The sequence below is a fragment of the Billgrantia endophytica genome (assembly GCF_002879615.1).
Taxonomy (GTDB): Bacteria; Pseudomonadota; Gammaproteobacteria; order Pseudomonadales; family Halomonadaceae; genus Halomonas; species Halomonas endophytica.
Genome location: NZ_PNRF01000002.1, coordinates 17,147 through 39,540 on the forward strand (window position 1 = coordinate 17,147; position 22,394 = coordinate 39,540).

Here is a 22,394-nt window from a genome sequence, read left to right on the forward strand (position 1 = left end):
TTCGGCGTTCTAGCATCGGTAGCCATCAACCACCCAAGAGGCGAATCGATGAGTAGACCTGAGTTTTTCGTGACTCCCGGCTACGGGGAGAAGGCGCTGGATCTGCTGTATTACTCGCAGGCAGTGAAGGTCGACAATCGTGTGGAGATTTCCGGCCAGGGCGGCTGGAACGACGACTTTGAAATACCGGCGTCGCTGGTGGAGGAGATCGAGCAGGCGTTTTGCAACGTGACGCGGACGCTCGAGACCGCCGCTGCCGCCTGGGAGCATGTCATCCACGTCAACTCCTATCACGTCGGCGGCTTTCCGCCGGAAGTGAACGAGACGATGACACGGCTTTACCGGCACTACATGCCGAACCATGCGCCGATCTGGACGCAGACGGGCGTCGAGGCGTTGGGCCTGCCGGCGATGCGGGTCGAGATCCGGGTGACGGCAGTCATCGCTTGAGGATCGACTGGTTAGTCCTCGAAAGCGGCCCGTAGCCACTCGATGAAGACCTTCAGCCGGGCACTCTGGTGCCGGTTGGGCGGATAGAGAATGTGAAACGGCATGCCCGGCCGGGACCAGTCGGTCAGGACCGGCACCAGTTCGCCCGAGTCGAGATACGGCTGCACGCAACGCCGAAAATGCTGCCCGACGCCAAGCCCGGCGAGCAGCATCGCCATCAGGCCGTTGCCATCGTTGGCGGCATAGTCGCTATCGGCCATCTCGAAGCGTTCGTTGCCCTTTTCGAAGTGCAGCGGAATTGGCCTGCCCGTCGCCGCGATGAAATAACCGAGTCGCGTGTGACCGGTGCCGAGCTCGTTGGAGTGCGAGGGCGCTCCCCGGCGTTCGAGATAGCCCGGGGCCGCGCAGGTCACGTAATCCAGCTCGATGAGGTGGCGTCCGACCATCGAAAGCGCGTCGAGGCGGCCGGCGCGGATCACGCAATCCACGCCTTCACCGACGAGGTTCACCGCCCGGTCGCTGACCCCCAGCGCCACGCTGATGCCGGGGTATTCGCGCTGAAAGTCCGCCAGGGCCGGTATCAACAGGCTGGTGGCGAAGGTGGCGGGGGCGTCGACGCGCAGGTGGCCGCTGGGCTTGAGCCCGTTGCCGCGCATGTCGCCGTCCAGCGCATCCACCTCGGCCACCAGCCGCGCCGCGTGTCGATAGTATTCCAGCCCGTCGGAGGTCGCCGTCACCGCGCGCGTGGTGCGGTTCAACAACTTGATGCCGAGATGGATTTCGAGATCGGAAACCAGCTTGCTCAATGATGAGCGTGGCAGCGCCAGATGATTCGCCGTTTGGCTGAAGGAGCCCGTTTCGACGACGCGAACGAAGGCCCGCATGGCGAGTAGTTGGTTCAATGTGTCGATCCTGTCGAGGTCTATATCCTCACGGCGAGAGTGCCGCTTCGGCATATCGTACCGCCGGCGGCCCGGTATCGCGATTGAACGCCATGCTGAACCTGCCCGTCGAGCCATGGTCGTCACCGTTCGGCGGCTTTTCAGACAAGACTAGAAGGAGTAAGTCAGCGCCGCCGTGGCATTGAGCGGTTCGCCGTAGACACCGTAGCCGTCGAAGTGGCTGTAGTACTTCTCGTCGAACAGGTTGTTGATGTTGATCTGCAAGGCAAGCTGCTGCGTGAACCGGTAACGGCCGAACAGGTGCGCCAGCGTGTAGCTGCCCTGCTCGAATCGTCGAGGGCCGTTCGGGCCGGCGATATCATTCACGAAGGTGTGGCTCTGCCAGTTGAGGCCGCCGCCTACCGTCAGTTTCTGCCATTGCGGGATGCGATAGCTGGAAAACAGGTTGACCTGCGTTCGCGGTCGGTCGGTATTGTGGGGGCCCTCGGCATCGGTCGCCGTATAGTGCGTTGCGCCGAACGCCAGGTCCAGATTGTCGGTGAGCGCGCCGCTCACCTCGAAGTCGATGCCCTTGCTGACCACGCCCTTCGCCGCGTGATAGGTGGTCTCGGTCGCCCCGGGAGCGAGCGGGTCGGCCTGGGCGACATTGTCCTGCTCGATGCGGAACACCGAGAGCGAGGCGTTCAGCAGGCCGTCGAACCATGCCGCCTTGAGACCCGTCTCGTAGTTCTTGCCGACGATGGGGTCGAGGAAACGGCCATCGGCGTCTCGATAGTTCTGCGGCTGGAATATCTCGGTGTAGCTGGCGAAGACCGACCAGGTATCGTCGATGTCGTAGATCAGTCCGCCGTAGGGGGTGAGCTCATTCTGCCCCTGGGAGTCGGTGCCTCCCGCGGTGCTCCAGTTTCGGCCACTCCAGTCGGTGTATCGCGCGCCGACGATCAGCGTCAGCGGGCCGGCCGGGGAGAAGCGCGCGGCGCCGTAGAAAGCCTTCTGGCGCACGCTCGCGCTTTCCGATGGTGCGAAACCCGGCCATTCCTGATCGGGTGTCGAGCCGTCCCAGCGGTTGAAGTCCCCCGCGTCGAACCCCGCCGTGAAGGCGTTTTCGTAGTCGTTGGACTGCTCGCTGTAGCTGCCTCCGACGACCAGTTCGTGGCGACGGCCGAAGAGGGCGAAGGGGCCGCTGGCATAGGCGTCAACCGAGTCCACCGCCCGCTCGCCGCGATTCCAGCCGGTATAGTAGTACACGCCCTGGCCGGTCTCCCGGTCGGGGAACCCGTAGGGATACGCCAGCTTGCCATCCAGGGCGGTCTCTTCGTGGGTGCCCACGACGCGAATGCGCCAATCGTCGGCCAGGCGGTGATCGATTTCGGCGAAGATCTTCTCCGATTCGAAGTCGTAGTAGGACCACTCCGGCGCCACGCTGAACGAGCGCGAGTAGTCGGTGCGCGTGCCATCGCCGTACCACAGCGGCAAGCCGCCCCAGGTCGGGGCGGAGGCGTGGGTATCCTGATAATCGTAACCGATGGAGAGCGTCGTATTGTCGGTGACGTTCGCATCGACCACGCCGTAACCGAACTTCTTGCGTTGGCCGTAACGGTCGAGGAAACCGTCGCCTTCGTCGTAACCGCCGATGAAACGCGCGCGCACGTCGCCGGATTGGGTCAGCGGCATGGTGACGTCGACAAGCGTGCCGCGTTGATCCCAACTGCCCAGCGAGCCCGACACCGAGCCAGTGAGCTCCCGGCTGTCGGCGTGCTTGCGGACGAAATTCACCGACGCGCCGGGATTCCCGGCTCCGGTCAGCAGGCCGTTGGCCCCGCGAACCACTTCGACGCGATCGTAAATCGCCGTATTCAATGCGCCTTCCCCGAAATACCAGCGGTCGTCGGTATTGAGCGTGGGAATGCCGTCGTACTGATAGCTGTCGATCATGAACCCACGGGAGAAGAACGTGACGCGGTTGCTGTCCAGGCGACGAGCAGAGATGCCCGTCGTGTTGGACAGCACCTCCTCGACGGTCCGCAAGTTGTGATCCCGGATGCGCTGTTCGGTGACGATGCTGACCGCTTGCGGGATATCCTTCGGGCTCAGTTCCAGCCGGGTGCCGGCGCCAGTGCTGCGGCGGGTGTAGCCCACGTTTTCGTAAAGATTCTGGGCGGTGATAGACACGGGCTCCAGGGCGATGGCGTCATCGGCTTGGGCCAGCGCAGCGTTCGAGGCGAGGAGCGTGGCCGAGACAAGGGCGCCGAGCGAGGCATTTCGCCAGCAGAGGAGCGGGTCCGCCATCGGAGGGCAGGGCACCCGCGACGGGCTCATGATCCAGACATGGCGCAATGGCGTTTTCATTGGAAATCCCTTAAGTCACGCCTTTGGAGGCGTCTGCTTGGCGCCGATTCGAGTGTCGCAAGGTTCGGGAATATGGAGAAATGCTTCTATTTTGTCAATGTGTTTGATAATCGTTTTCAATTGAGAGTGCTGTCACGCTGTGTCTTGCATCGCAGGGCGGTCGAGCATGTCTCGGTCCGTTTAAAGGTCATGATGCCCAGGTAGAACTGGGAAACGAGAAGGCCGGTGTTGCCGAGTGTTCGATATTGCTGCGGTGCTCCTGTGCTTGCGTGACGGTGTGGGCGGGGGGCGCTAGGAGGGGGCAACGGTCCGCTCGTATGGCCACTCGTTGAGGAGGAGTCCTGGTACCGCCGGTGACGTTGTCATCGACGAACTGGCTGGTAATGAAGTCGTGTGGAAAGCCCAGCTCGACTTGGCTGAGTCGGTCGAGGCGCGCCAATTGCTCGTGGACTGGGAGGTGCATGCCCGGGACTGTGTCGCCAAGTTGCGTCTGACCCAGGCCAACTATCTCGACGATCCCTGGTTCAATGAACTCGTCGAATGGTTGCTGTCACGCAGCCCTGAGTTCACCAAGTGGTGGGACGAACACGATGTTCGTTTGCCACATAGAGGATGTGAAGGTTTACACGAGCACCCTGGAGTGGGCCGGTTGTCCTTCGACTACGCCATCCTTCAAGTAGCAGGTAGCAGGTAGCAGGTAGCAGGTAGCATGTGGCAGGCGGCAATGGCGTCCAACTGCATCTGATCACCTATGTGCCTACCGACGAGACGGATACCCAAGAAAAAATGGAGGCTTTGATGGATCGTCCCGAGGTGGCGTTTCGGATGTGATTCGAAGTTTATAACGCGGCGTCTTCCGCTACCTCCTCCTTACCGGTATCCACGACCACCGCTTGGCGGCGTCCATTCCTCCCGCACGTGAACGAGGCGACGGCCTCGATGTCGGCGAGCGCGTCCTGTTCCATGAAGTGGCCGAGCCCTACCCTCGATGACCGCACCTCTAGCCAGGGTCGCTTCGTCGAGCGCGATCGGGCCATGTATCTCGACCTGCGCGGCCTCGCCAGCGATGGAGAACACGGCACCTGAATCAGCCCACCGTTCTACAGGGTGGACCTCAATTATCGTTGACCAGGTGAACGCCTTGACTTGGTCTAAAGTCGATATTGACGACCATCTGGGCAACTAGTTAACTAGTTTTGTGCTTTCGCTTTATAGAGATGAAATGTGAAAAAGAATTTCGATACCTACACCGAAATCAAGGAGAGGATACTGTCGCTGGATTACCGCCCCGGAAGCCGCCTTTCTGAAGCACGGCTAGCCGTGGAGCTGGGAGTCGGGAGATCGCCAATCCGTACCGCATTGAAGCGGCTAGAAGTGGAGGGGTGGGTCAACGTCCTACCCCAAAGCGGCACAATCGTTGCCGAATTTGGCGTTGATGATGTGGTGGAGCTCTGCGAACTCCGAATGCTGCTCGAGGCGCACGTGGCCAGGATTGCCACTGAGCGGCTGGACAACCCGACACTGCAAAGCCTTCGCGCCATGTTTGATGCATTGGCTGGCGAGGAAACTAAAAATATTACATCGATAGAAGTCTTTGATGACATTTTTCACAAAACACTCTATGAGCATGCCGAGAATGGTTTGATCCAAACGACCTTAATGAATCTCAGGGATCAGATACGCTGGATTCGGCGTGCGAATTCGCTACGAAGCTGTCGTGTAGCCGAGTCACTGGCCGAGATGGGAGCGGTGTTGGCTGCCCTTGAAGCACGCGACAGTACCGCTGCCGCCAACCTGATGGAGACACACATACGCAACATCGGCGTTGCTTATCGCCAAGAACACGAAAAGGAGAAAAATCCTTGAAGATAAAAAAGATAGAGGCGTTTCCCGTATCGTTCCGTCTTCCCGAGGAAAATGGTGTCACGCTAGGTATTGGCCGTGCTGTAAAACGTGATGCCGTACTGGTAAAGATCACGACTGACGAGGGCCTTGTAGGTTGGGGGGAGGCGCATCATGGACGCGCTCCCGGGGCTGTTGCTCACTTGGTCAACTCCACCCTCAGCGAGCTTGTTGAAGGAATGGATGCACTTGCCACCGTACAGGTTTGGGACCGCATTTATGCTCTGCAGCTTGCCAGCCACGGCATGGGAGCGGCAGCGGCCATTGCGCTCAGTGGCATCGATATGGCGCTTTGGGATTTACGTGGTAAAGCCGCAGGATTGCCACTTTATCGGCTTCTTGGCGGTGGGCAGGTGTCCGTAAAAGCATACGCGGGGGGGATTGCACTCGGCTACCAGACTCCCGAATCGTTGGCGAGTGAATCATTGGGAATGATCGAGAAAGGGTACCGTGCCATCAAATTGCGCATTGGTGATACGGCTGCCAATGACCGTGCACGGATTGAGGCGGTACGGGAAGCTGTCGGTGAGGAGATCGATATACTGACCGACGCCAATGCCAATGCGGATTTTGATCATGTCCGTCGGCTAATGCCGTGTCTTGATGAGATGCGCGTCGGTTGGCTTGAGGAGCCCTTCTCACCCCATGACCAGGATCTGTACGCACGTGCGGCACGCCTGGGCCACACCCCTCTGGCAGCGGGTGAGAACCACTATACCCGCTTTGAATTTCGCGACGCGATATTGGCTGGGTCGATTCGGATTCTCCAACCGGATCTTTCCAAAGTCGGCGGTATAACAGAAGGCTTGCGTGTTGCTGCACTTGGATCCGCATGGAAGCTGGGAATAAATCCCCACACCTCAGCCACTGGGCTGAACATGGCGGCAAGTATCCATTTTCTCGCTTCAATAGATAATCCAGGCTACTTCGAGGCCGATACGGCGAAGATCAATCCGTTTCGCGACGAGCTCTGCTCGTCCCCCATTGTGCTTCGGCCCGATGGCACAGTGCACCCACCTGAAGGGCCCGGTTTAGGGGTCGAGGTGGATGAATCATTCATTATAAAAAACCCACTGATCGATGGGCCGGGCTACGTTAAGTAGTCGCTGGTCGATCTTTAAATAAAAATTAGGAGTATTGGCATGCCGCGCACATTCTTTAAAACTATTGTGACTGTAAGTTTTGCTGTTCTTTTTACTTCCTCAATCGCTCTTGCCCAGGACGATTTTCCGAGCCAGGAAATACGAATTATCGTGCCATGGAACCCGGGTGGGTCAACCGATATCATGGCGCGCAAGATTCTACCGAGTTTGGAAGAACAAGGGGTCAGGGCTGTGGTCGAGAACATGCCTGGTGGAGGTAGCGCTGTAGGCATGGCACAGGTGGCTTCTGCCGCACCCGACGGCTACACGGTCGGACTCGGCTCCAGTTCGATCCTGTCGTTGATTGCACAAGGAAATGTGCCATTCACTTATGACTCTTTTACGGATATTGCGCTTTTTTCAGAGGATCCCTTGGTTCTTCTGGTTTCCCCTAATAGTGAATGGGACTCGCTGAATGCCTTCATGGAGTATATGAAGGAGAATCCTGGCAGCGTTACCATTGGTACACCAGGTACCAATAATGTGAACCACGCGATGGCAGGTCTGACTGGCCAGGCGGCGGGGGTAGAGTTTCGCCATATTCCCTACCCCGGTGGGTCGCGTGTAATTGCCGAGATCATGGGCGGGCAAATCGACGCAGGGGTGCTGAAGCCCAGTGAGACGCTACCGCAGATTGAGGCCGATGATCTGCAGGCTATTGGAGTCTATAGGCAAGAGCGTATAGAAGCTCTTCCTGAAACAGAAACTTTCCAAGAGGCGGGATACGATGTCTTCAGCAGTGGTGAGTTGGCGCAGATTACTTATCTGACTGCACCTGCAGGGCTGGATGCGGAGATTCGTGAAAGGCTGGTGGAAATCTTCAATACGGCAATTCTTAGCGAAGCATTTCAGGAATTTGCGGAAGAGAACGGATTTATCGCAGGTGGCCTCAGTGGTGAAGAATTGCAGGAATACAATGCCGGGCTAATTGATACGTTGGAGTCCGCAGCACAAGAGATATTCACCGGAGACTAATGTATGTCAGACAGGCAACCCTCATCGCACAATTACGGCTGGGTGTTGGGAGCTACCTTGGTCTTCTTGGTCGGCAGTATTGGCGCCGCACTTTTCCTATTGCCTCCGACGCTTGAGATGAGTTTTGGAGGGATGGGCAGGCCGGTCGGACCAGGCACCGTTCCTATTATCGTGCTGACACTAACGATTTTGATGGTTTTGATCGTTGCGTTGCAGGAGGTATTGTATTTCTGCAAAAGGCGCGGGGGGAAGCTTGTCCCGATTGAAACAACATCGGACGAGAGTTCCGAGCTTGAGGCAAGTGCGTTGCGTAAGGTGATTTATGCGGTGGCTACGCTGGCGTTACTGGTCGCCTTCCTGTTGCTCTGGCGCAACACCGCTTTTCCCGTCGCAGCATCCGCCTTCTCCGTGATTCTGTCATTCTGCCTGCTCCCAGCGGGGTGGCGCCGACCCAAGCATAGCCTATCGGCGGCAGTGATAGCGATAATTGGTGTTCTGGTCATATGGCTTCTCTTCGAATTTATTCTCAATATCCGTCTGCACTGATGATGGAATAGCAATGGAAACGATAAGTCTTCTTGCCGGTGGTTTTCAGACCCTAGCTGCGAATCCAGTAGGAATTTTGTGGATTGCATTAGGCGTTTTTGTTGGAATCACCTGCGGGGCGATTCCAGGGTTGACAGCAACAATGGGAGTTGCTGTCTTTATTCCGATTACTTTCTCGTTAGAGCCAGAAATTGCTCTGGCAACGTTGATAGGCGTCTATTGTGGCGGACTGAGTGGCGGTGCCGTACCTGCAATTCTACTCAATATTCCTGGCACACCCTCGGCGATGGTTACCACACTTGATGGCCATCCAATGGCAAGACAGGGCCTGGCGACGCGCGCGCTCGGTTGGGCCTTGGTCGCTTCCGTGGTGGGTAGCTTCGTGGGTTGGGTCGCACTTGTCACGATGGCTCCGGTCCTTGCGAGACTGGCGCTCAACCTTGGTTCTGCTGAATACGCGGCACTGGCACTGTTTGGGTTGACGATCGTGGTTAGCCTGTCGGGAAGTGCGCTTGCCAAAGGACTCCTCTGCGCATTGATCGGCATCGCACTTTCGATGGTTGGACTAGACCCCACCACAGGCGAGGATCGCTGGACTTTTGGAACGATCAATCTCTTCCAAGGGATTAGCATTATGCCAGCGTTGATCGGGCTCTTCGCGATTCCCGAAATTCTCATGGCCATTGCCGCTCCTGGTGTGCAAAAGCGACTCAATCTGGAAAGGAGCAGGATGATTCCGACACTGGGGGAAATGATGATGCAGAAGTGGAACTTACTTCGCTCATCCATAATAGGTGTCGGTGCGGGGATCATTCCAGCGCTCGGTGGCAATATTGGCTCCATTCTAGCGTACGATCAGAGCCGCCGCTTTGAAAAGGATGGGGCGAAGTATGGCACTGGACGTCCCGGCGGTATCGTCGCGTCTGAAGCCGCAAACAATGGTGTAACTGGTGGAGCACTCATTCCGTTGCTTACCGTAGGCATCCCTGGCGATAGCGTTACTGCAATGCTGATAGGTGGTCTGATGATACATGGACTACAGCCAGGCCCACGTCTCTTCGAGGCGAACGGCGACATTGTTTATGCCATATTGGCGGCGTTTCTGTTGGCTACCATAATGATGTATTTGCTGTCAGTCGTGGGTTATCGCTATGTGGTGCGTGTGCTGAACTTGCCACGCCACGTACTCTATCCTGCATTGTTGTTGCTGACTGTGGTGGGCACTTATGCTCTCAATCGTCAGATTTTTGATGTAGGGCTCATGTTGGCACTTGGCGCCCTGGGTTTCATTGCCACCTTGGCGCGTTTCCCGGTTTACCCGATTGTGCTGGGGTTGGTGCTGGGTCCGATCTTGGAAAGCGAGATGCGGCGTGCATTGCTTGTCAGTGGAGGAGAGTGGAGCATATTTTTGACACGGCCGGTATCGGCAGTGCTTTTGCTGTTGTCTGTAATGGCAATAGTTGGTCCTATCGTGGTGCGCTATATGCAAAAATCTCGTGCAAGTCGAAATGCTTCATCTTGAAAATAAACGATACTCACCATGCTTGAAAAATCTGAAGTGTTAATTATGCAGAACATCGTAGAGCCGGAAATGGTCTTGCTTGAAAAGCATTGCGGGACTGGCGCCGGCGTGGGATTGACCGCGAGCGTCCTGCCCGGACGACATCGGACCGCTCGGGCAGGACTCTCGACGCAGGAGCCTACAGCGAACGCTGGATGGCCCGCTCCAGCAGCTCAAGGCCCAGGCCGATCTCCTCCTCGCTGACGGTCAGCGGCGGCGCGAGGCGGAAGACGCCGCCCATGCCGGGCAACTGCACGATGTTCATGCTCAGTCCCAGGTTCATGCACTCGCGGGTGATGCGGGCGCCCAGTTCGTCCGCCGGCTCCTTGGTGCGGCGATCCTTGACGATCTCCATGCCCAGCAGCAGGCCTCGGCCGCGCACGTCGCCGACGCACTCGAAGCGCTCCATCAGCCCTAGCAGACCATGCCTGAGCCGCTTTCCCATCAGGTTGGCGCGCTCGACCAGTCCCTCGCGCCGGACCACGTCGAGTACCCGCAGGCCGACCGCGGCGGGCAGCGGGTCGGAGACATGGGTGGTGTAGAACAGGTAGCCCAGTTCGTGGGCGCGCTCCTCGATCCGCGCGGAGGTGACCACCGCCGCGAGCGGCAGGCCGGCGCCCAGCGTCTTCGACAGAGTGAGGATGTCCGGCGTGACGCCGTCGCGCTGGCAGGCGAACAGCGTGCCGGTGCGTCCGACCCCGGTCTGCGCCTCGTCGAGGATCAGCAGCATGCCGCGCTCCTCGCACTTGCGCTTGAGGGCGGCCATGTAGCCATCGGGGAGTTCGATGATCCCGCCGGAACTGAGGATCGGCTCGGCGATGAAGGCGGCGAGATTGCCGCTGGACTGGCGGTCGACGAGGTCGAAGGCATAGTCCAGTTCGGCCAGGCAGTCGTATGCGCCGTTGCGCTCGAAGCGCGGTCGATAGGGAAAGGGCGCGGGGATCGCGAAGGAGCCGACGGCGGCGGGCCCGATGCCGCGGCGTCCGGCACTGTAGGTGGCGGAGGCCGCCGCTCCCGTCATGCCGTGCCAGGACTGCGCAAAGCCGACGATCTCGTACTTGCCGGTGACCAGCTTGGCCATGCGAATGGCCGCCTCGTTCGACTCCGCGCCGGTGCTGAGCAGCAGCGCCCGGTCGAGGCCGTCTGGGGTGACCTCGGCCAGCCGGCTCGCCAGATCGACCACCGGCCGCGACAGCATCCCGCTGAAGAGATGATCCAACCTGCCGGCGTATTCGGTGATGACCGACACGATCTCCGGGTGACAGTGACCGAGTACCGCGCTCATCTGTCCCGAGGTGAAGTCGAGGATCGCGCGGCCGTCCGCGTCGTAGACGAAGCTGCCCTGGGCGCGCTCGACGATCATCGGCGTGAAGGTGCCGCCATAGCGGATCAGGTGGCGCTCGGCGTTGCGCCAAAAGGCGGTGTCGTTGTTGTTGGACATGTGACGTTTCCTGACTGGTGGGGAGCGACTTGCAGACTAGAGTGTCGCCTGGCCTCGGCAGAAGCGAAAGCGCCTTGTCCCTGCCGCGTTCGACTCATCCGGTGGCCGCTCGACGTGGCGATAGGCGAGCACGCTGACGAAAGCCGCTTCCATATCGCCTTCTTTCGATCTATGCTTCGATGTATCGCGATATACCGCAATACGGTCATTCCCATGTCTTGCGATCTGGACGCCATCATCAAGGCCCTTGCCCATCCCGTGCGCCGGCAGATCCTGCTGTGGCTGAAGGCGCCGCGGGAGCACTTTCCCGATCAGGAGCATTCGCTGGATCTCGGCGTCTGCGCCGGGCAGATCGACCAGCGCTGCGGTCTGTCGCAGTCCACCGTTTCCGCCCATCTGGCGACCCTGCAACGCGCGGGACTGATCACCAGCCAGCGGGTCGGACAATGGCATTTCTTCAAACGCAACGAAGCCGTGATCCAGGATTTCCTGCGCCGCATCGACGCGGAGCTGTGATCCGTTCGTGACAACCAGGGAGAACATCCGTGCCTACACTGCTCGATCCCATCAAGCTCGGCGAACTGGAACTGTCCAATCGAGTCGTCATGGCGCCGCTCACCCGCTGCCGTGCCGAGACGGGGCGCGTCCCCGGCGAGTTGATGGTGGAGTATTACCGTCAGCGCGCCTCGGCGGGCATGATCATCAGCGAGGCCACCTCGGTGACGCCCATGGGTATCGGTTATCCGAACACGCCGGGCATCTGGTCGGAGGAGCAGGTCGCCGGCTGGAAGAAGGTGACCGACGCCGTGCATGCCGCAGGAGGATGCATCCTGCTGCAGCTCTGGCATGTCGGGCGCATCTCCGATCCGCTCTACCTCGACGGGCAATTGCCGGTGGCGCCCAGCGCCATCCAGCCCGAGGGGCATGTCAGTCTGGTTCGGCCGAAGAAGCCTTACGTCACGCCCCGGGCGTTGGAAACCGAGGAGATATCCGGGATCGTCGAGGCGTATCGCAAGGGCGCCGAGAACGCCCGTGAAGCGGGCTTCGACGGCGTCGAGCTCCACGGCGCCAACGGCTACCTGCTCGACCAGTTCCTGCAGGATTCCACCAACCGGCGCAGCGACCGCTACGGCGGCTCGCGGGAGAATCGCGCCCGGCTGATGCTCGAGGTCACCGATGCCGTGCTCGGCGTCTGGTCGCCCGGCCGCGTCGGCATGCACCTCGCGCCGCGCTGCGACTCCCACGACATGGGCGACAGCGACCCGGCGGGCACCTTCGGCTATGTAGCCGAGGCGCTCGGCAAGCGCGGCATCGCCTTCATCTGCACCCGCGAGCATGCCGGCGAGGACAGCCTCGGGCCGCAGCTCAAGCGGCGTTTCGGCGGCGCCTACATCGCCAATGAAGCGTTCACCCGCGACCAGGCCAACGCATGGCTCGAAGAGGACAAGGCGGATGCGGTGGCCTTCGGAAAGGCGTTCATCGCCAACCCCGACCTGCCGAAGCGCTTCGCCGACAACGCTCCGCTCAACGAGCCGCAACCGGAGACCTTCTACACTTCCGGGCCCCAGGGCTACACCGACTACCCGGCGTTGGGCGAGTCGGGATGCCCATTCGGTATGGCTCTCAAGCTAGGGCAGAGGGGCCAGCGAGGGCCTTTCGCGGCCGGTCGTTCCTAGCTTGGCCCGAGCCTTTCCAACTCTTCGGCGAGGCTCGCCGGGTCGACCTTGGGAGGGGCTTCAAGTAGTGCCTCCACGCTGGCCGCAAACGCCAGCAGGCGGTCGTCGTCGCCAATCTGAGCGCAGAGTTCGAGCCCCACGGGTAGGCCGGCATCGGTGGTGCCCGCAGGTAGCGACAGGGCGGGAAGCCCGGCACTGCTCAGCGGCGTGGTGTTGCGAATATAGGCCTCGAAGCGGCTCGTTTGGCAACCGTCGATCATCAGCCGTTCGCCGTCCGGAGTCACCAGCGGGCGTGCCGCCAGCAGGGTGGTCGGCAGGCATAGGGCATCCAGCCGGTGCGACGCGATGCAGTGTTGAAGGTAGGCCGTCAGTGTCTCCCCATGGCGCAAGGCGGCGGGGTAGGAATCGGTTCGTTCGCGAGCCAGGGTTCTCTCGAATAATGCTCTGATATCGTCGCAGGCGACCTGAGCGACGATCTCCTCGAGGCGCATCCGTCGCTGCTCCTCGTGTGCACCATACGCTTGCAGGAAGCGTGGAATGGCCGTCAGTGGTTCATGCAGATTGATGACCGGTGAAACGCGGATATTCAACTCACCGAGCCGATGAAGATCGATGTCGACCAGTTCGACGCCGGCATCGGCCAGCCGCGCCAGTGCCCGGTGCAGTGGCGGGCGGGCTTCGTCGAGCAGCGCGGACCAGAACCAGTCGGCGATGCCTAGTCGTACCTCACGTAACGGCGGCGGAGCGTGGCGCGGCGTACCGCCGAGTACGCCGTCCAGCAGGCGGATGTCGGCGACTGTCCTGGCCATAGGGCCGACGGTATCGTGGCGGAGGCTAATCGGCAGGACATCGCGGCTGTCGTAGCGGCAGTTGCGGCTGGGCGGATGGTGCGAAGGGCGGAATCCGACGATACCGGTCAAGGTGGCAGGAATGCGCAGTGAACCGCCGGTGTCCGTACCCAGGCCGCAGGCGACGATGCCCGCGGCGATCGCTGCAGCATTGCCGCCGGATGAGCCGCTGGCGATGTGTGTCGGGGCGTGCGGATTGTGCACGCTGCCAGGAGGCGCAAGCGAATGCACGCAGGTGGCGCCCGAGGCCAGCTCGTGCAAGTTGGCTTTGCCGAGCGGGATGGCGCCGGCGTCAATGAGGCGCTGTAGCGACGGGGCATTGCCGAAACCCTGGGCCGAATCGGCACGCCTCAGGATATTGCGGACGTTGCGGTGTGGCTCTGCACGGACGAGGCGAGATTCATCACCGGACAATCGATCCTGGTCGATGGCGGTTTCACGATACTCGGCCCGCGTTAACGTCCGGAGGCGCGGGCAAGGTCCTGCCCCCGATAAACCTGGTGACCCATTGTACGCCGTCGTCTTTCAGAATCCTTACCGGTGAACCGGAACGATCAAGGGCATCCGGTAAGTTTTCAGTAAGAAGGCGGCTGCGAAAGTATAGCGATTACCGCTCTTTCAACACCAGGTGAGAAACTCACATGTTACTATCGCCCCCGCTTGCCTTGATTCGCCATGGTTCCGCCCCGCGTATGGCGGCTGTTTCAGTACTTGCCGTTGTCCTCTGCGCCTCGGTAACGTCCATGGCCGGAGAGCCAACCGACGCCAGGTCGTCCTCCACCTCCTGGGGGCTGGGCCTCGGCGTAATGAGTAGACAGGAGCCTTACACCGGTATCGGCCGGGATAACACGCCAGTACCGTTGCTTCAGTTCGAGAACCAGTACATTCACCTCTTTGGCCCCCAGATCGAATTCAAGCTGCCGAGTCTCGATATCAGCAACTCTCAACAGTTCAACTTCGGTATCGTCGGCAAGTACGACGGAAGGGGCTACGAGGAAGACGACGCACCGATTCTCAACGGCATGAGCAAGCGCAAGGGTGGCTTCTGGGCAGGCGGCAAGCTGGAATGGAGCAGCGACCTGGTTGACGTCAGCGCCGAATGGCTTGCCGACGCCTCAGGTAACAGCAATGGCCAAGTCGTCAATCTTGGCTTGGAGAGAACGTGGCGCTTCGGCAATCATGTTCTGCTCACCCCGCATGTGGGGGCGAGCTGGCAGGACGAGAAGACCGTCGATTACTATTTCGGCGTTCGCGACAGCGAGGCGCGCATGGACCGTCCCGCCTATACAGGGGAATCCGCTACCAACATCGAGGCGGGGGTGCGTGGCGTCTACATGTTCAACAAGCACCATTCCGTACTCATGGGTGTCGAAGTGACGAGCCTGGCGGACGAGATCAAGGATAGCCCTCTGGTGGATCGCTCGACCGCCAATAGTGTGTTCCTTGGCTACATCTACCGCTTCTGATGAGCCGAATACTCCTGGTCGAGGACCACGACCGGCTGGCCCGGCTGATGTGCAAGGGGCTCGAAGCCGCCGGCATCGCCGTCGATGTGGCCGGCCGCATCGACGGCGCATGGGCTGCCGTCCAGCAGATGCCCTACCAGGCCCTGGTTCTCGATAGGGGGCTGCCGGACGGAGATGGCCTCACCCTGCTGCAGAAGCTGCGCAGCGCGGGCCTCGGTGTGCCTTGCCTCGTGCTGACGGCACGCGATGCGCTGCATGACCGGGTGCAGGGGCTCGAAGCCGGCGCCGACGACTACCTGCCCAAGCCCTTCGCCATGGACGAGATGGTGGCGCGTGTCCGAGCACTGCTGCGCCGCCCCGTGGCGTTCCACCCGCTCGACCCCAACCATGGTGATCTCACCCTGCGCCCCCAAGCCGGGGTGCTGTGCAGCGGCGACGAAAGCGTCACTCTGGCCCCGGCGGAGCTGCACATCATGCAGCTGCTCTTGCACAAGCCCAAAGAGGTCGTGCGCCGCAGCGCGCTGGAAGCGGCGGCCTGGGGGCTGAGCGAGGCGGTCACGCCGAATGCCCTGGATGTGGCCCTGCACCGTCTGCGTCGCAAGCTGCTCACCATCGGTTCGCGCCAGCGGATCGTCAATGTCAGGGGGCTGGGCTATGCGCTTCGCGAAGCTGATGCCGCTGAATAGCATTAGCCTGAAGGTTCTGCTGGCCTATGTGGCGGGGATGGTGCTCAGCATCACGCTGCTCGTAATCGCTGCGGTGGTGGTGGTTAAGAGCGATGTACTGGCCCGGATGGAACTGGCCAACGCCGCGGAGGGACTGTCGGACAACGTCGCATTCGACAGCAGTGGCAGACCCGTCGGCTTCGACTCGAGCCTGGACGACCGCGCCTGGCTGTACGAAGGTCCTCAGCGCGAAACGGCCTATCGGATCCTGGATGATGCCGGGAACGTGGTCGCCTTCTCGAGTGCTGGAGAGGCGTTCTGGCCGGCCGACGGCGACCTCCTTCGATTGGCGCGCGGCAATTTCACCTTCGAGCACGAGGGAAACACCTTTTACGGCGCCACCGAGCCCCTCGTTCACGATGGGCGAACGTGGTACCTGCAGTTCGCCGCCAGCGCGAGATTCATGGATATCCTCCATAAAGTTGCCTTGCCGCGTATGGTTGCTGGCATCATGGTGTTCGGCATCGTTCTGTTCTTCGCCTTCGGCTTGTGTGCCTACGTCACCTTGCGCTATACCCTCAAGCCGCTGCGCGATGTGTCGGAGTCCGCGGCGGCCATCTCGCTGCGCTCCATTGACGCCCGGCTGCAGACGGAAGCGGTTCCCGCGGAAATAGCCCCTCTCGTGGATAGTTTCAATCGTGCACTGGAGCGCCTCGAGCGGGGCTATCGCGTGCAACAGGAGTTTCTCGGCAACGCGGCGCACGAGTTGAAGACACCACTGGCGCTGATCCGTGCCCAGATCGAGTTGATAGAAGATGGCCAAAGTGACCGCGCCTCGCTATTGAGCGACGTCGAATACATGACGCGCCAGGTGCAGCAGCTTCTGCTCCTGGCGGAAGCCAGCGAGGCGCACAACTACCACTTCACTACCGTCCGGGTGCAAGAGATCGCCCACGATGCCGCTTCCTACTTGCAGCGCATGGCGGAATCCGCCGACGTGCACTTGGCGGTGCGTGCTATCGGTGACGTGAAGTGGAAGGCCGACCGCGCGGCCTGTTTCACCTTGCTGAAAAACTTGCTGGAGAACGCCATCCAGCATGCGCCCGCACAAACCTCCGTCAGCGTGGAAATCCAGGGCGATACGGTAACCGTGCGGGACAGAGGCCCCGGCGTCGATACAGCGCAACTGTCCCTGTTGTTCGAACGCTTCTGGCGTGCCGCGCATCGGCGAGACCACGGAGCAGGCCTCGGCCTGGCAATCTGCCAGGAGATCGCCCTGGCGCACGGCTGGCGCCTCACGGCCGAGCAGGCCGAACCGGGGCTGCGGTTCCGGCTGTCGAATGGGGAGGGGGAGTGAGAGCGGTCCGGCCATGCCTGGCCGGACCGCCCCCCGGAAGAGCTTCGCTCTGACTACCGGTGCCCGAGAGGCACCGATCTCTATGCACGATCTGGTCACGCGCCTATGCTGTGCGTAGCAGTGCTGCTGAGGATAGCGAAATGCAGAAAGAAGTGATCGACGTCATCCGGGAGAAAGAACAGCTGCCGGACAGCATGACTGACAGCGAGATAGCTGAGCAGTACAAGGGCACCTATACCGCCGCCCGGGCCGCGCTGAGCTTGGAGCACAAGCCCCTCGATCAGGTGCTGGCCGATACAATGGCCAAGGTCTTTCCGTGGATGAGGAAAAAGTGAGTGCTAGCCCATGCTGTGCCACTGCAGGATTTGATGCAGGAGGATCCCGTCGACGAAGCCTCCCATGCCGACCCCCGGAATCACGCCGCCGATTCGAGCGCGGCGCAGCTCATCCGCATCGTTCATGCGCCAACCTCATCATGATCGCCCTGTGTCGAACAAAAAGCCCGGCCCTCTCGGGCCGGGCTGATCCTTGCTTCCCATCATGCTCTCCACGAACATCCTGTTCGTGCATCCTTGGCATATAGAGCCGTCCATGCTCGGTCTTCCCTGATATCGCTTCCTTGCTCTACTCCCACAGTGACAGCAATCGCACGAGATTCAACTAACTTGGGCTATGAACTCGTGTAGGTGATTGACGTTAGATTTTGTAGGCAATTTCCTACAAGACTGTCAGGGAACCGTTGCATCGCAGCGCCTGCGCGGCGGGTTCGAAATGGGCCACTGACATTATTGGCGCATCAATCAACACCGCCGCTTCGCAGAACGCCGATATGGCTTCATTGGGGGTGCTTCAGAGATGCTATCGTTCTGAAAGAGGTACCACGCGCCTGGGGGAAGCACGAGTCATCGCCAAGAGGGTGTTTACAAACTACTGCGCTAGGCCATACTGCGTTGAAATCAGCCTAAAAATGCTCATTTACAGCGCGTAAACACCGCTTTTTCGACGGATTTCGCCTTGTCCGACCTTCGCTCGCTACTTTTGTAAACACCCTCTAACGAAAAGGAGCAATATGGAGCATCTGCTATTTGTCTATGGAACGCTCAAGCGAGGTTTTTCCCACCATGAGAAATACCTCGGCCGAAGCGTCCTGATCTCCAGGGCGGAGACCTCCGATGCCTATCCCATGGTGCTGTGTAGCGAGCGGTACTACCCGGTCATGATCGATGCCATGGGGAGCGGTCAGCGCGTCCAGGGGGAGCTGTACCGCGTCGACGCTGCCTTGATCGACAACCTCGATGTATTAGAGCGCGTGAACGAACGAGATGGCTATCAGCGGCGCAGGCTCTCCACAACTCTGCCAGATGGAGCGATCAAGAACGCCTGGTGTTATATCAAGGCCCCAGCCTGGGTAGAGGATGTGCGTTCGGATAGTCTCAGCCATTATGACGACGCTCGTTATGTTCCGCGTGATGATGGCCTGGACTGAAGTGTCGGCCCAGGTCAAACGCACGAAGCCGACACCGTGCCGATCGTGCTTGTCGTCACACCGTCTTCGCCAATGCAGATGTCTGACGGTGGAATCTGCCGACGAGGAGGAACTCAGTAGAAGCGCACGCCCACCTTGACGACCTTGTCACCCTGCACTTCGCTGACGACCCAGTGAATGCCGTGCCAGCTCACGTCATCGCCGACCACGGGGTGGCCGCCGACCCGTGTGGCAATGAAGTCTCCCAGTGTCATTTCCCCCTCGCCAGGCGTGACCGATAGGCCATAGGCCTTGGCAACGTCGGACATCTTGGACCGCGCTTCGATAGTGAAGGGGCCAAAGAATTCCTGTGTCTTCTTGAGACGCTGTTCTCCGCTGAACAGCCGGTTCAATGCGGGCAGATCCCCTGGGCGACCAATGACACAGACCACATCTCCCAACTGGAGGCGGGTACTGCCCTTGGGGTGCAACATGGTGTGTTCCCGGAAGAGCGCAGAGATCAAGGCACCTGACGGGAAGCGCAGCATGCGAATGGGTGCGTCGTCCAGGGTCTGGTTCTCGACCTGGTAAACATACATTTCATAATCGTTCTCCGGCAGGATGCCGAGGGGGCCTCGGTGGTTGGGTTCGACGCCGGGGGGCACCTCCACCTTCATCCAGCGCGCCATCAGGGAGATGGTGCCGCCCTGGATCAGCAAGGACATCAGCACGACCGCGAAGGTGACATTGAAGTAGAGCGAGGCATCCTCGACACCACCGATCACGGGGAAAATCGCGAGTACGACGGGTACCGCCCCTCTCAGGCCCACCCAGGAAATGAAGCCGATTTCGTTCCAGCGGAACTTGAAGAACGGCTTGACCGATATGAGTACCGCCAAAGGCCGTGCCACGAAGATCAGGGCCAGGCCGACGATCGAGGCCGGCAGTGCATACTCGAGCAGGTCAACGGGATTGACCAGCAACCCCAGTATCAGAAACAGGCCGATCTGGCTCAGCCAAGCCAGGCCGTCATTGACCGGCAAGATGAAATTGAGATGCTTGCCCGGCTGATTGCCTATCATCAAGCCGGTAAGGTAGATGGCCAGGAAGCCGCTGCCCCCCAGGAAGCTGGTCAGACCGAATACGAAGAAGCCGAGGGCCAAGGCCAGCAATGCGTAGAGCCCAGGCTCCAGGTCCACCCAGCGCATCAGGCGGGCGATAAGCATGCCGCCGCCCAGCCCAGCCACTATGCCGACCCCGAACTGCTGCACCAGGAACAGCAGGGTTTCCACGATGCCCCCAATATCGCCTACCAGTAGCTCAATGAGCATGATGGTCAGGAAGATCGCCATGGGGTCGTTGGTGCCGGATTCGATCTCCAGCGTGGCGCTGACGCGCTCGTTGATGTTAACGCCCCGGCCATTGAGCATCGAGAAGACGGCGGCCGCGTCGGTCGAGCCGACGATCGCCCCTATCAGCAGCCCTTCGATGAGGCTGAGATTGAAGACCCACATGGCGATCAGCCCGGTGAAGCCGGCGGTCAGGAAGACCCCGACGCTGGCCAGGGACATGGCGGGCTTGAAGGCGGAGCGAAAGGTGGAAAGTCGTGTACGCAGCCCACCATCCAGAAGGATGAGGGCCAGGGCCAGGTGACCGATGATGAAGGCCAGCGAATAGTCGTCGAAGCGAATACCCAGGATGCCCTGCTCACCGGCCAGCATGCCCAGGGCAAGGAATATCACCAGCAGAGGCAGCCCGAACAGCGATGAGAGGCGGCTAGCCAGAATACTTAGTGCGAGAAGAAAACCACTGAGCAGAAACAGGGTGTTGACGGAGTCCATAGGCCTGACCTTGGTCGGTAATGGCCGCTAGTATGACACACCCACATGACCCTCAAATGATGGCAGGCGGAACGGAATGACATGAGGTGTCGCGTAATGCTATGGCGATGCCCTGACGCGGCCGTAATATTAACTGGTTGTTTTTATGATAATAAATCATAAGCCTATTTGGCAAGAGCTGCCAGGGCGCCATGCTTGAACGGTCAGGCAAACACAAAGACGCCCGGCATTTGACCGGGCGTCCTGCGTCAGGTGCAAGGGCGTATCAGCCGAAGACGCTGAAGCTTGCCGCGTTGAGCCACAGGTGTACGGCGACGCTGGCGGCATAGCCAATGGCGATGACCGGCGCCCAGCGCAGATGCCCCAGGAAAGTATAGTTGCCGCGGGCCTGACCCATCAGGGCCACCCCGGCAGCCGAGCCGACCGAGAGGAGGCTGCCACCAACGCCAGCGGTCAGGGTGATCAACAGCCAGTGGCCGTGCGACATCTCGGGTTGCATGGTCAGTACGGCGAACATCACCGGGATGTTGTCGATCACGGCCGAGATCACCCCCAGGGCAATGTTGGCCCAGGTGGCGCCCAGCCCGCCATACAACGCTTCGGAGAGCAGCCCCAGGTAGCCCATGAAACCGAGGCCGCCCACGCACATCACCACACCATAGAAGAACAGCAGGGTATCCCACTCGGCCCGTGCGACACGATTGAAGATATCGAAAGGCACTACGCTGCCCAACTGCGCGAGTTTCTTCTGATCGCCGCGCTCGGTGTAGCGGATGCGTTTGCGCTCCAGTGATCGCGGTAGGGTACGACGCAGGAAATAGCCGAAGAACTGCAGATACCCCAGGCCTGTCATCATGCCCAGAACTGGAGGCAGGTGCAGCAGACTGTGGCAGGCCACGGCCGTTGCCACCGTGAGCAGGAACAGGGCGATGATGCGCCGCGCTCCGCGCTTGAGCCACACATCCTCATAGACACCTTCCGGTTTGCGGTCATTGATGAAGAAGCTCATGATCACTGCGGGTATCAGGAAATTGACCAGTGATGGCACCAGAAGCGCGGAGAATTCATAGAACTGTATCATGCCGGCTTGCCACACCATCAGCGTGGTGATGTCGCCGAAGGGGCTGAAGGCACCGCCGGCGTTGGCGGCCACCACGATGTTGATGCAACAGAGATTGATGAAGCGCTTGTCGCCCTCGGCGACCTTGAGCACCACCGCACACATCAGCATGGCGGTGGTCAGGTTGTCCGCAATGGGTGAAATGACGAAAGCAAGCCCGCCGGTAAGCCAGAACAGCTGCTTGTAACTGAAGCCCTTGCGGACCATCCAGGAGCGCAGGGCGTCGAATACGCGGCGTTCGTCCATGGCGTTGATGTAGGTCATCGCCACCAGCAGGAACAGCATCAGTTCGGTGAACTCGAGCAGAGTCATGCGGAAGGCGTGCTCGGCCTCATCAGGCATGCCGGACTGGACGTACACCCAGCCGATCATCGCCCAGATGAGGCCGGCGGCCACCAACACAGGCTTGGATTTGCGCATATGCAGCTTTTCCTCGCCCATCACCAGGGCGTAGGCGACCACGAACAAGGCAACGGCCATGAACCCGACCAGCGAGCTTGTCATGTCCAGGCTGCCCGTGGCGGCATTGGCCGCTGAGGGAATCAGGAAAAGTGCAGAGGCAAGGGCGAGTGCAATTGGCCAACGGTGGAGACACCGTGGCCGGAAAGGGAGAGGAAGGCCTGACGGCATGACGATATATCCTGCAAGGTAGAGGAGGGGACGGGTAAAAAAGCGCTATTCATATAGC

General features: G+C 60.2%; 23 protein-coding genes. 16 read left to right on the top strand and 7 right to left on the bottom strand.

Annotated elements, in window-relative coordinates:
• The first annotated feature begins 48 nt into the window (after positions 1-48).
• A complete protein-coding gene (locus C1H69_RS00805; protein WP_102651524.1) occupies positions 49-450 on the top strand; it encodes a RidA family protein in 402 nt (133 codons plus the stop codon).
• Between the two features lie 11 nt (positions 451-461).
• Here the strand turns inward: C1H69_RS00805 and C1H69_RS00810 are convergent, their stop codons facing one another.
• Together C1H69_RS00810 and fhuE are read right to left on the bottom strand one after the other, a co-directional pair.
• Positions 462-1,352: a LysR family transcriptional regulator gene (locus C1H69_RS00810; protein WP_102651525.1), complete on the bottom strand. Its 891-nt coding sequence runs from the start codon at positions 1,350-1,352 to the stop codon at positions 462-464.
• A 150-nt stretch (positions 1,353-1,502) separates the two neighbouring features.
• Positions 1,503-3,701, bottom strand: a complete 2,199-nt coding sequence (gene fhuE, locus C1H69_RS00815) for a ferric-rhodotorulic acid/ferric-coprogen receptor FhuE (protein ID WP_102651526.1) — start codon at positions 3,699-3,701, stop codon at positions 1,503-1,505.
• A 328-nt stretch (positions 3,702-4,029) separates the two neighbouring features.
• Between fhuE and C1H69_RS00820 the strand changes: the two genes are divergently transcribed.
• The 7 genes from C1H69_RS00820 (at position 4,030) to C1H69_RS00845 (ending at position 9,788) form a co-directional block, all read left to right on the top strand.
• Positions 4,030-4,395, top strand: coding sequence for an MmyB family transcriptional regulator (locus C1H69_RS00820; protein WP_102651527.1), 366 nt, complete (start codon positions 4,030-4,032; stop codon positions 4,393-4,395).
• A 269-nt stretch (positions 4,396-4,664) separates the two neighbouring features.
• Entirely contained in the window at positions 4,665-4,787 is a 123-nt protein-coding gene (locus C1H69_RS24335) for a hypothetical protein (RefSeq protein ID WP_276308736.1), read from the top strand.
• A 138-nt stretch (positions 4,788-4,925) separates the two neighbouring features.
• The gene (locus C1H69_RS00825) at positions 4,926-5,567 is read left to right on the top strand and encodes a GntR family transcriptional regulator (protein ID WP_102651528.1); all 642 of its coding nucleotides are present in this window, start codon (positions 4,926-4,928) and stop codon (positions 5,565-5,567) included.
• Complete coding sequence (locus tag C1H69_RS00830; RefSeq protein ID WP_102651529.1) at positions 5,564-6,706, top strand: mandelate racemase/muconate lactonizing enzyme family protein; 1,143 nt, start codon at positions 5,564-5,566, stop codon at positions 6,704-6,706. Before C1H69_RS00825 ends, C1H69_RS00830 begins: the two co-directional genes overlap by 4 nt.
• Positions 6,707-6,745: 39 nt before the next feature.
• Positions 6,746-7,720, top strand: a complete 975-nt coding sequence (locus C1H69_RS00835; RefSeq protein WP_102651530.1) for a Bug family tripartite tricarboxylate transporter substrate binding protein — start codon at positions 6,746-6,748, stop codon at positions 7,718-7,720.
• 3 nt (positions 7,721-7,723) lie between these two features.
• The gene (locus tag C1H69_RS00840; protein WP_102651531.1) at positions 7,724-8,266 is read left to right on the top strand and encodes a tripartite tricarboxylate transporter TctB family protein; all 543 of its coding nucleotides are present in this window, start codon (positions 7,724-7,726) and stop codon (positions 8,264-8,266) included.
• Between the two features lie 13 nt (positions 8,267-8,279).
• A complete protein-coding gene (locus tag C1H69_RS00845; RefSeq protein WP_102651532.1) occupies positions 8,280-9,788 on the top strand; it encodes a tripartite tricarboxylate transporter permease in 1,509 nt (502 codons plus the stop codon).
• A gap of 178 nt (positions 9,789-9,966) precedes the next feature.
• Here the strand turns inward: C1H69_RS00845 and C1H69_RS00850 are convergent, their stop codons facing one another.
• On the bottom strand, positions 9,967-11,268 hold the full coding sequence (locus C1H69_RS00850; RefSeq protein ID WP_102651533.1) for an aspartate aminotransferase family protein: 1,302 nt from the start codon (positions 11,266-11,268) through the stop codon (positions 9,967-9,969).
• A 213-nt stretch (positions 11,269-11,481) separates the two neighbouring features.
• Here C1H69_RS00850 and C1H69_RS00855 point away from each other — a divergent pair, with 213 nt between their 5' ends.
• Together C1H69_RS00855 and C1H69_RS00860 are read left to right on the top strand one after the other, a co-directional pair.
• Positions 11,482-11,784 (top strand): ArsR/SmtB family transcription factor, encoded by a 303-nt coding sequence (locus C1H69_RS00855; protein ID WP_102651585.1) that lies wholly within the window; start codon positions 11,482-11,484, stop codon positions 11,782-11,784.
• 29 nt (positions 11,785-11,813) lie between these two features.
• Entirely contained in the window at positions 11,814-12,944 is a 1,131-nt protein-coding gene (locus C1H69_RS00860) for an alkene reductase (protein WP_102651534.1), read from the top strand.
• Here C1H69_RS00860 and C1H69_RS24015 read toward each other — a convergent pair.
• Positions 12,941-14,149 carry an amidase family protein gene (locus C1H69_RS24015; RefSeq protein ID WP_276308739.1) on the bottom strand — a complete coding sequence of 403 codons (1,209 nt, stop codon included), beginning with the start codon at positions 14,147-14,149 and terminating at the stop codon, positions 12,941-12,943. The two genes, C1H69_RS00860 and C1H69_RS24015, sit on opposite strands and share 4 nt — an antisense overlap.
• A gap of 15 nt (positions 14,150-14,164) precedes the next feature.
• Here C1H69_RS24015 and C1H69_RS24020 point away from each other — a divergent pair, with 15 nt between their 5' ends.
• The 5 genes from C1H69_RS24020 (at position 14,165) to C1H69_RS00885 (ending at position 17,615) form a co-directional block, all read left to right on the top strand.
• On the top strand, positions 14,165-14,251 hold the full coding sequence (locus C1H69_RS24020; protein ID WP_240609765.1) for a hypothetical protein: 87 nt from the start codon (positions 14,165-14,167) through the stop codon (positions 14,249-14,251).
• 233 nt (positions 14,252-14,484) lie between these two features.
• Complete coding sequence (locus C1H69_RS00870) at positions 14,485-15,258, top strand: MipA/OmpV family protein (protein ID WP_276308740.1); 774 nt, start codon at positions 14,485-14,487, stop codon at positions 15,256-15,258.
• Entirely contained in the window at positions 15,258-15,944 is a 687-nt protein-coding gene (locus C1H69_RS00875) for a response regulator transcription factor (RefSeq protein WP_102651586.1), read from the top strand. Before C1H69_RS00870 ends, C1H69_RS00875 begins: the two co-directional genes overlap by 1 nt.
• On the top strand, positions 15,913-17,280 hold the full coding sequence (locus C1H69_RS00880; RefSeq protein ID WP_102651537.1) for a sensor histidine kinase: 1,368 nt from the start codon (positions 15,913-15,915) through the stop codon (positions 17,278-17,280). The genes C1H69_RS00875 and C1H69_RS00880 overlap by 32 nt, the downstream gene beginning before the upstream one ends.
• Positions 17,281-17,420: 140 nt before the next feature.
• Positions 17,421-17,615: a hypothetical protein gene (locus C1H69_RS00885; protein WP_102651538.1), complete on the top strand. Its 195-nt coding sequence runs from the start codon at positions 17,421-17,423 to the stop codon at positions 17,613-17,615.
• A 3-nt stretch (positions 17,616-17,618) separates the two neighbouring features.
• On the opposite strand, the gene C1H69_RS00890 is transcribed toward C1H69_RS00885, so the two are convergent.
• The gene (locus tag C1H69_RS00890; protein ID WP_102651539.1) at positions 17,619-17,741 is read right to left on the bottom strand and encodes a DUF2243 domain-containing protein; all 123 of its coding nucleotides are present in this window, start codon (positions 17,739-17,741) and stop codon (positions 17,619-17,621) included.
• Positions 17,742-18,349: 608 nt separating this feature from the next.
• On the opposite strand from C1H69_RS00890, the gene C1H69_RS00895 reads away from it, so the two are divergent.
• Complete coding sequence (locus C1H69_RS00895) at positions 18,350-18,766, top strand: gamma-glutamylcyclotransferase family protein (protein ID WP_102651540.1); 417 nt, start codon at positions 18,350-18,352, stop codon at positions 18,764-18,766.
• A 113-nt stretch (positions 18,767-18,879) separates the two neighbouring features.
• Here C1H69_RS00895 and C1H69_RS00900 read toward each other — a convergent pair whose 3' ends face one another.
• Both C1H69_RS00900 and nhaD read right to left on the bottom strand, forming a co-directional pair.
• Complete coding sequence (locus C1H69_RS00900) at positions 18,880-20,586, bottom strand: potassium/proton antiporter (protein WP_102651541.1); 1,707 nt, start codon at positions 20,584-20,586, stop codon at positions 18,880-18,882.
• 265 nt (positions 20,587-20,851) lie between these two features.
• A complete protein-coding gene (nhaD, locus tag C1H69_RS00905) occupies positions 20,852-22,336 on the bottom strand; it encodes a sodium:proton antiporter NhaD (protein ID WP_102651542.1) in 1,485 nt (494 codons plus the stop codon).
• Positions 22,337-22,394: the final 58 nt, after the last annotated feature.

Bases quoted from the DNA above. Each gene is read 5' to 3' on its own strand.
- C1H69_RS00890 (WP_102651539.1), bottom strand. From the start codon at position 17,741: ATGAACGATGCGGATGAGCTGCGCCGCGCTCGAATCGGCGGCGTGATT.
- C1H69_RS00885 (WP_102651538.1), top strand. From the start codon at position 17,421: ATGCAGAAAGAAGTGATCGACGTCATCCGGGAGAAAGAACAGCTGCCG.
- nhaD (WP_102651542.1), bottom strand. From the start codon at position 22,336: ATGCCGTCAGGCCTTCCTCTCCCTTTCCGGCCACGGTGTCTCCACCGT.
- C1H69_RS00870 (WP_276308740.1), top strand. From the start codon at position 14,485: ATGGCGGCTGTTTCAGTACTTGCCGTTGTCCTCTGCGCCTCGGTAACG.
- C1H69_RS00835 (WP_102651530.1), top strand. From the start codon at position 6,746: ATGCCGCGCACATTCTTTAAAACTATTGTGACTGTAAGTTTTGCTGTT.
- C1H69_RS00850 (WP_102651533.1), bottom strand. From the start codon at position 11,268: ATGTCCAACAACAACGACACCGCCTTTTGGCGCAACGCCGAGCGCCAC.
- C1H69_RS00845 (WP_102651532.1), top strand. From the start codon at position 8,280: ATGGAAACGATAAGTCTTCTTGCCGGTGGTTTTCAGACCCTAGCTGCG.
- fhuE (WP_102651526.1), bottom strand. From the start codon at position 3,701: ATGAAAACGCCATTGCGCCATGTCTGGATCATGAGCCCGTCGCGGGTG.
- C1H69_RS00875 (WP_102651586.1), top strand. From the start codon at position 15,258: ATGAGCCGAATACTCCTGGTCGAGGACCACGACCGGCTGGCCCGGCTG.
- C1H69_RS00880 (WP_102651537.1), top strand. From the start codon at position 15,913: ATGCGCTTCGCGAAGCTGATGCCGCTGAATAGCATTAGCCTGAAGGTT.
- C1H69_RS00855 (WP_102651585.1), top strand. From the start codon at position 11,482: ATGTCTTGCGATCTGGACGCCATCATCAAGGCCCTTGCCCATCCCGTG.
- C1H69_RS00900 (WP_102651541.1), bottom strand. From the start codon at position 20,586: ATGGACTCCGTCAACACCCTGTTTCTGCTCAGTGGTTTTCTTCTCGCA.
- C1H69_RS00840 (WP_102651531.1), top strand. From the start codon at position 7,724: ATGTCAGACAGGCAACCCTCATCGCACAATTACGGCTGGGTGTTGGGA.
- C1H69_RS00805 (WP_102651524.1), top strand. From the start codon at position 49: ATGAGTAGACCTGAGTTTTTCGTGACTCCCGGCTACGGGGAGAAGGCG.
- C1H69_RS00895 (WP_102651540.1), top strand. From the start codon at position 18,350: ATGGAGCATCTGCTATTTGTCTATGGAACGCTCAAGCGAGGTTTTTCC.
- C1H69_RS24335 (WP_276308736.1), top strand. From the start codon at position 4,665: ATGAAGTGGCCGAGCCCTACCCTCGATGACCGCACCTCTAGCCAGGGT.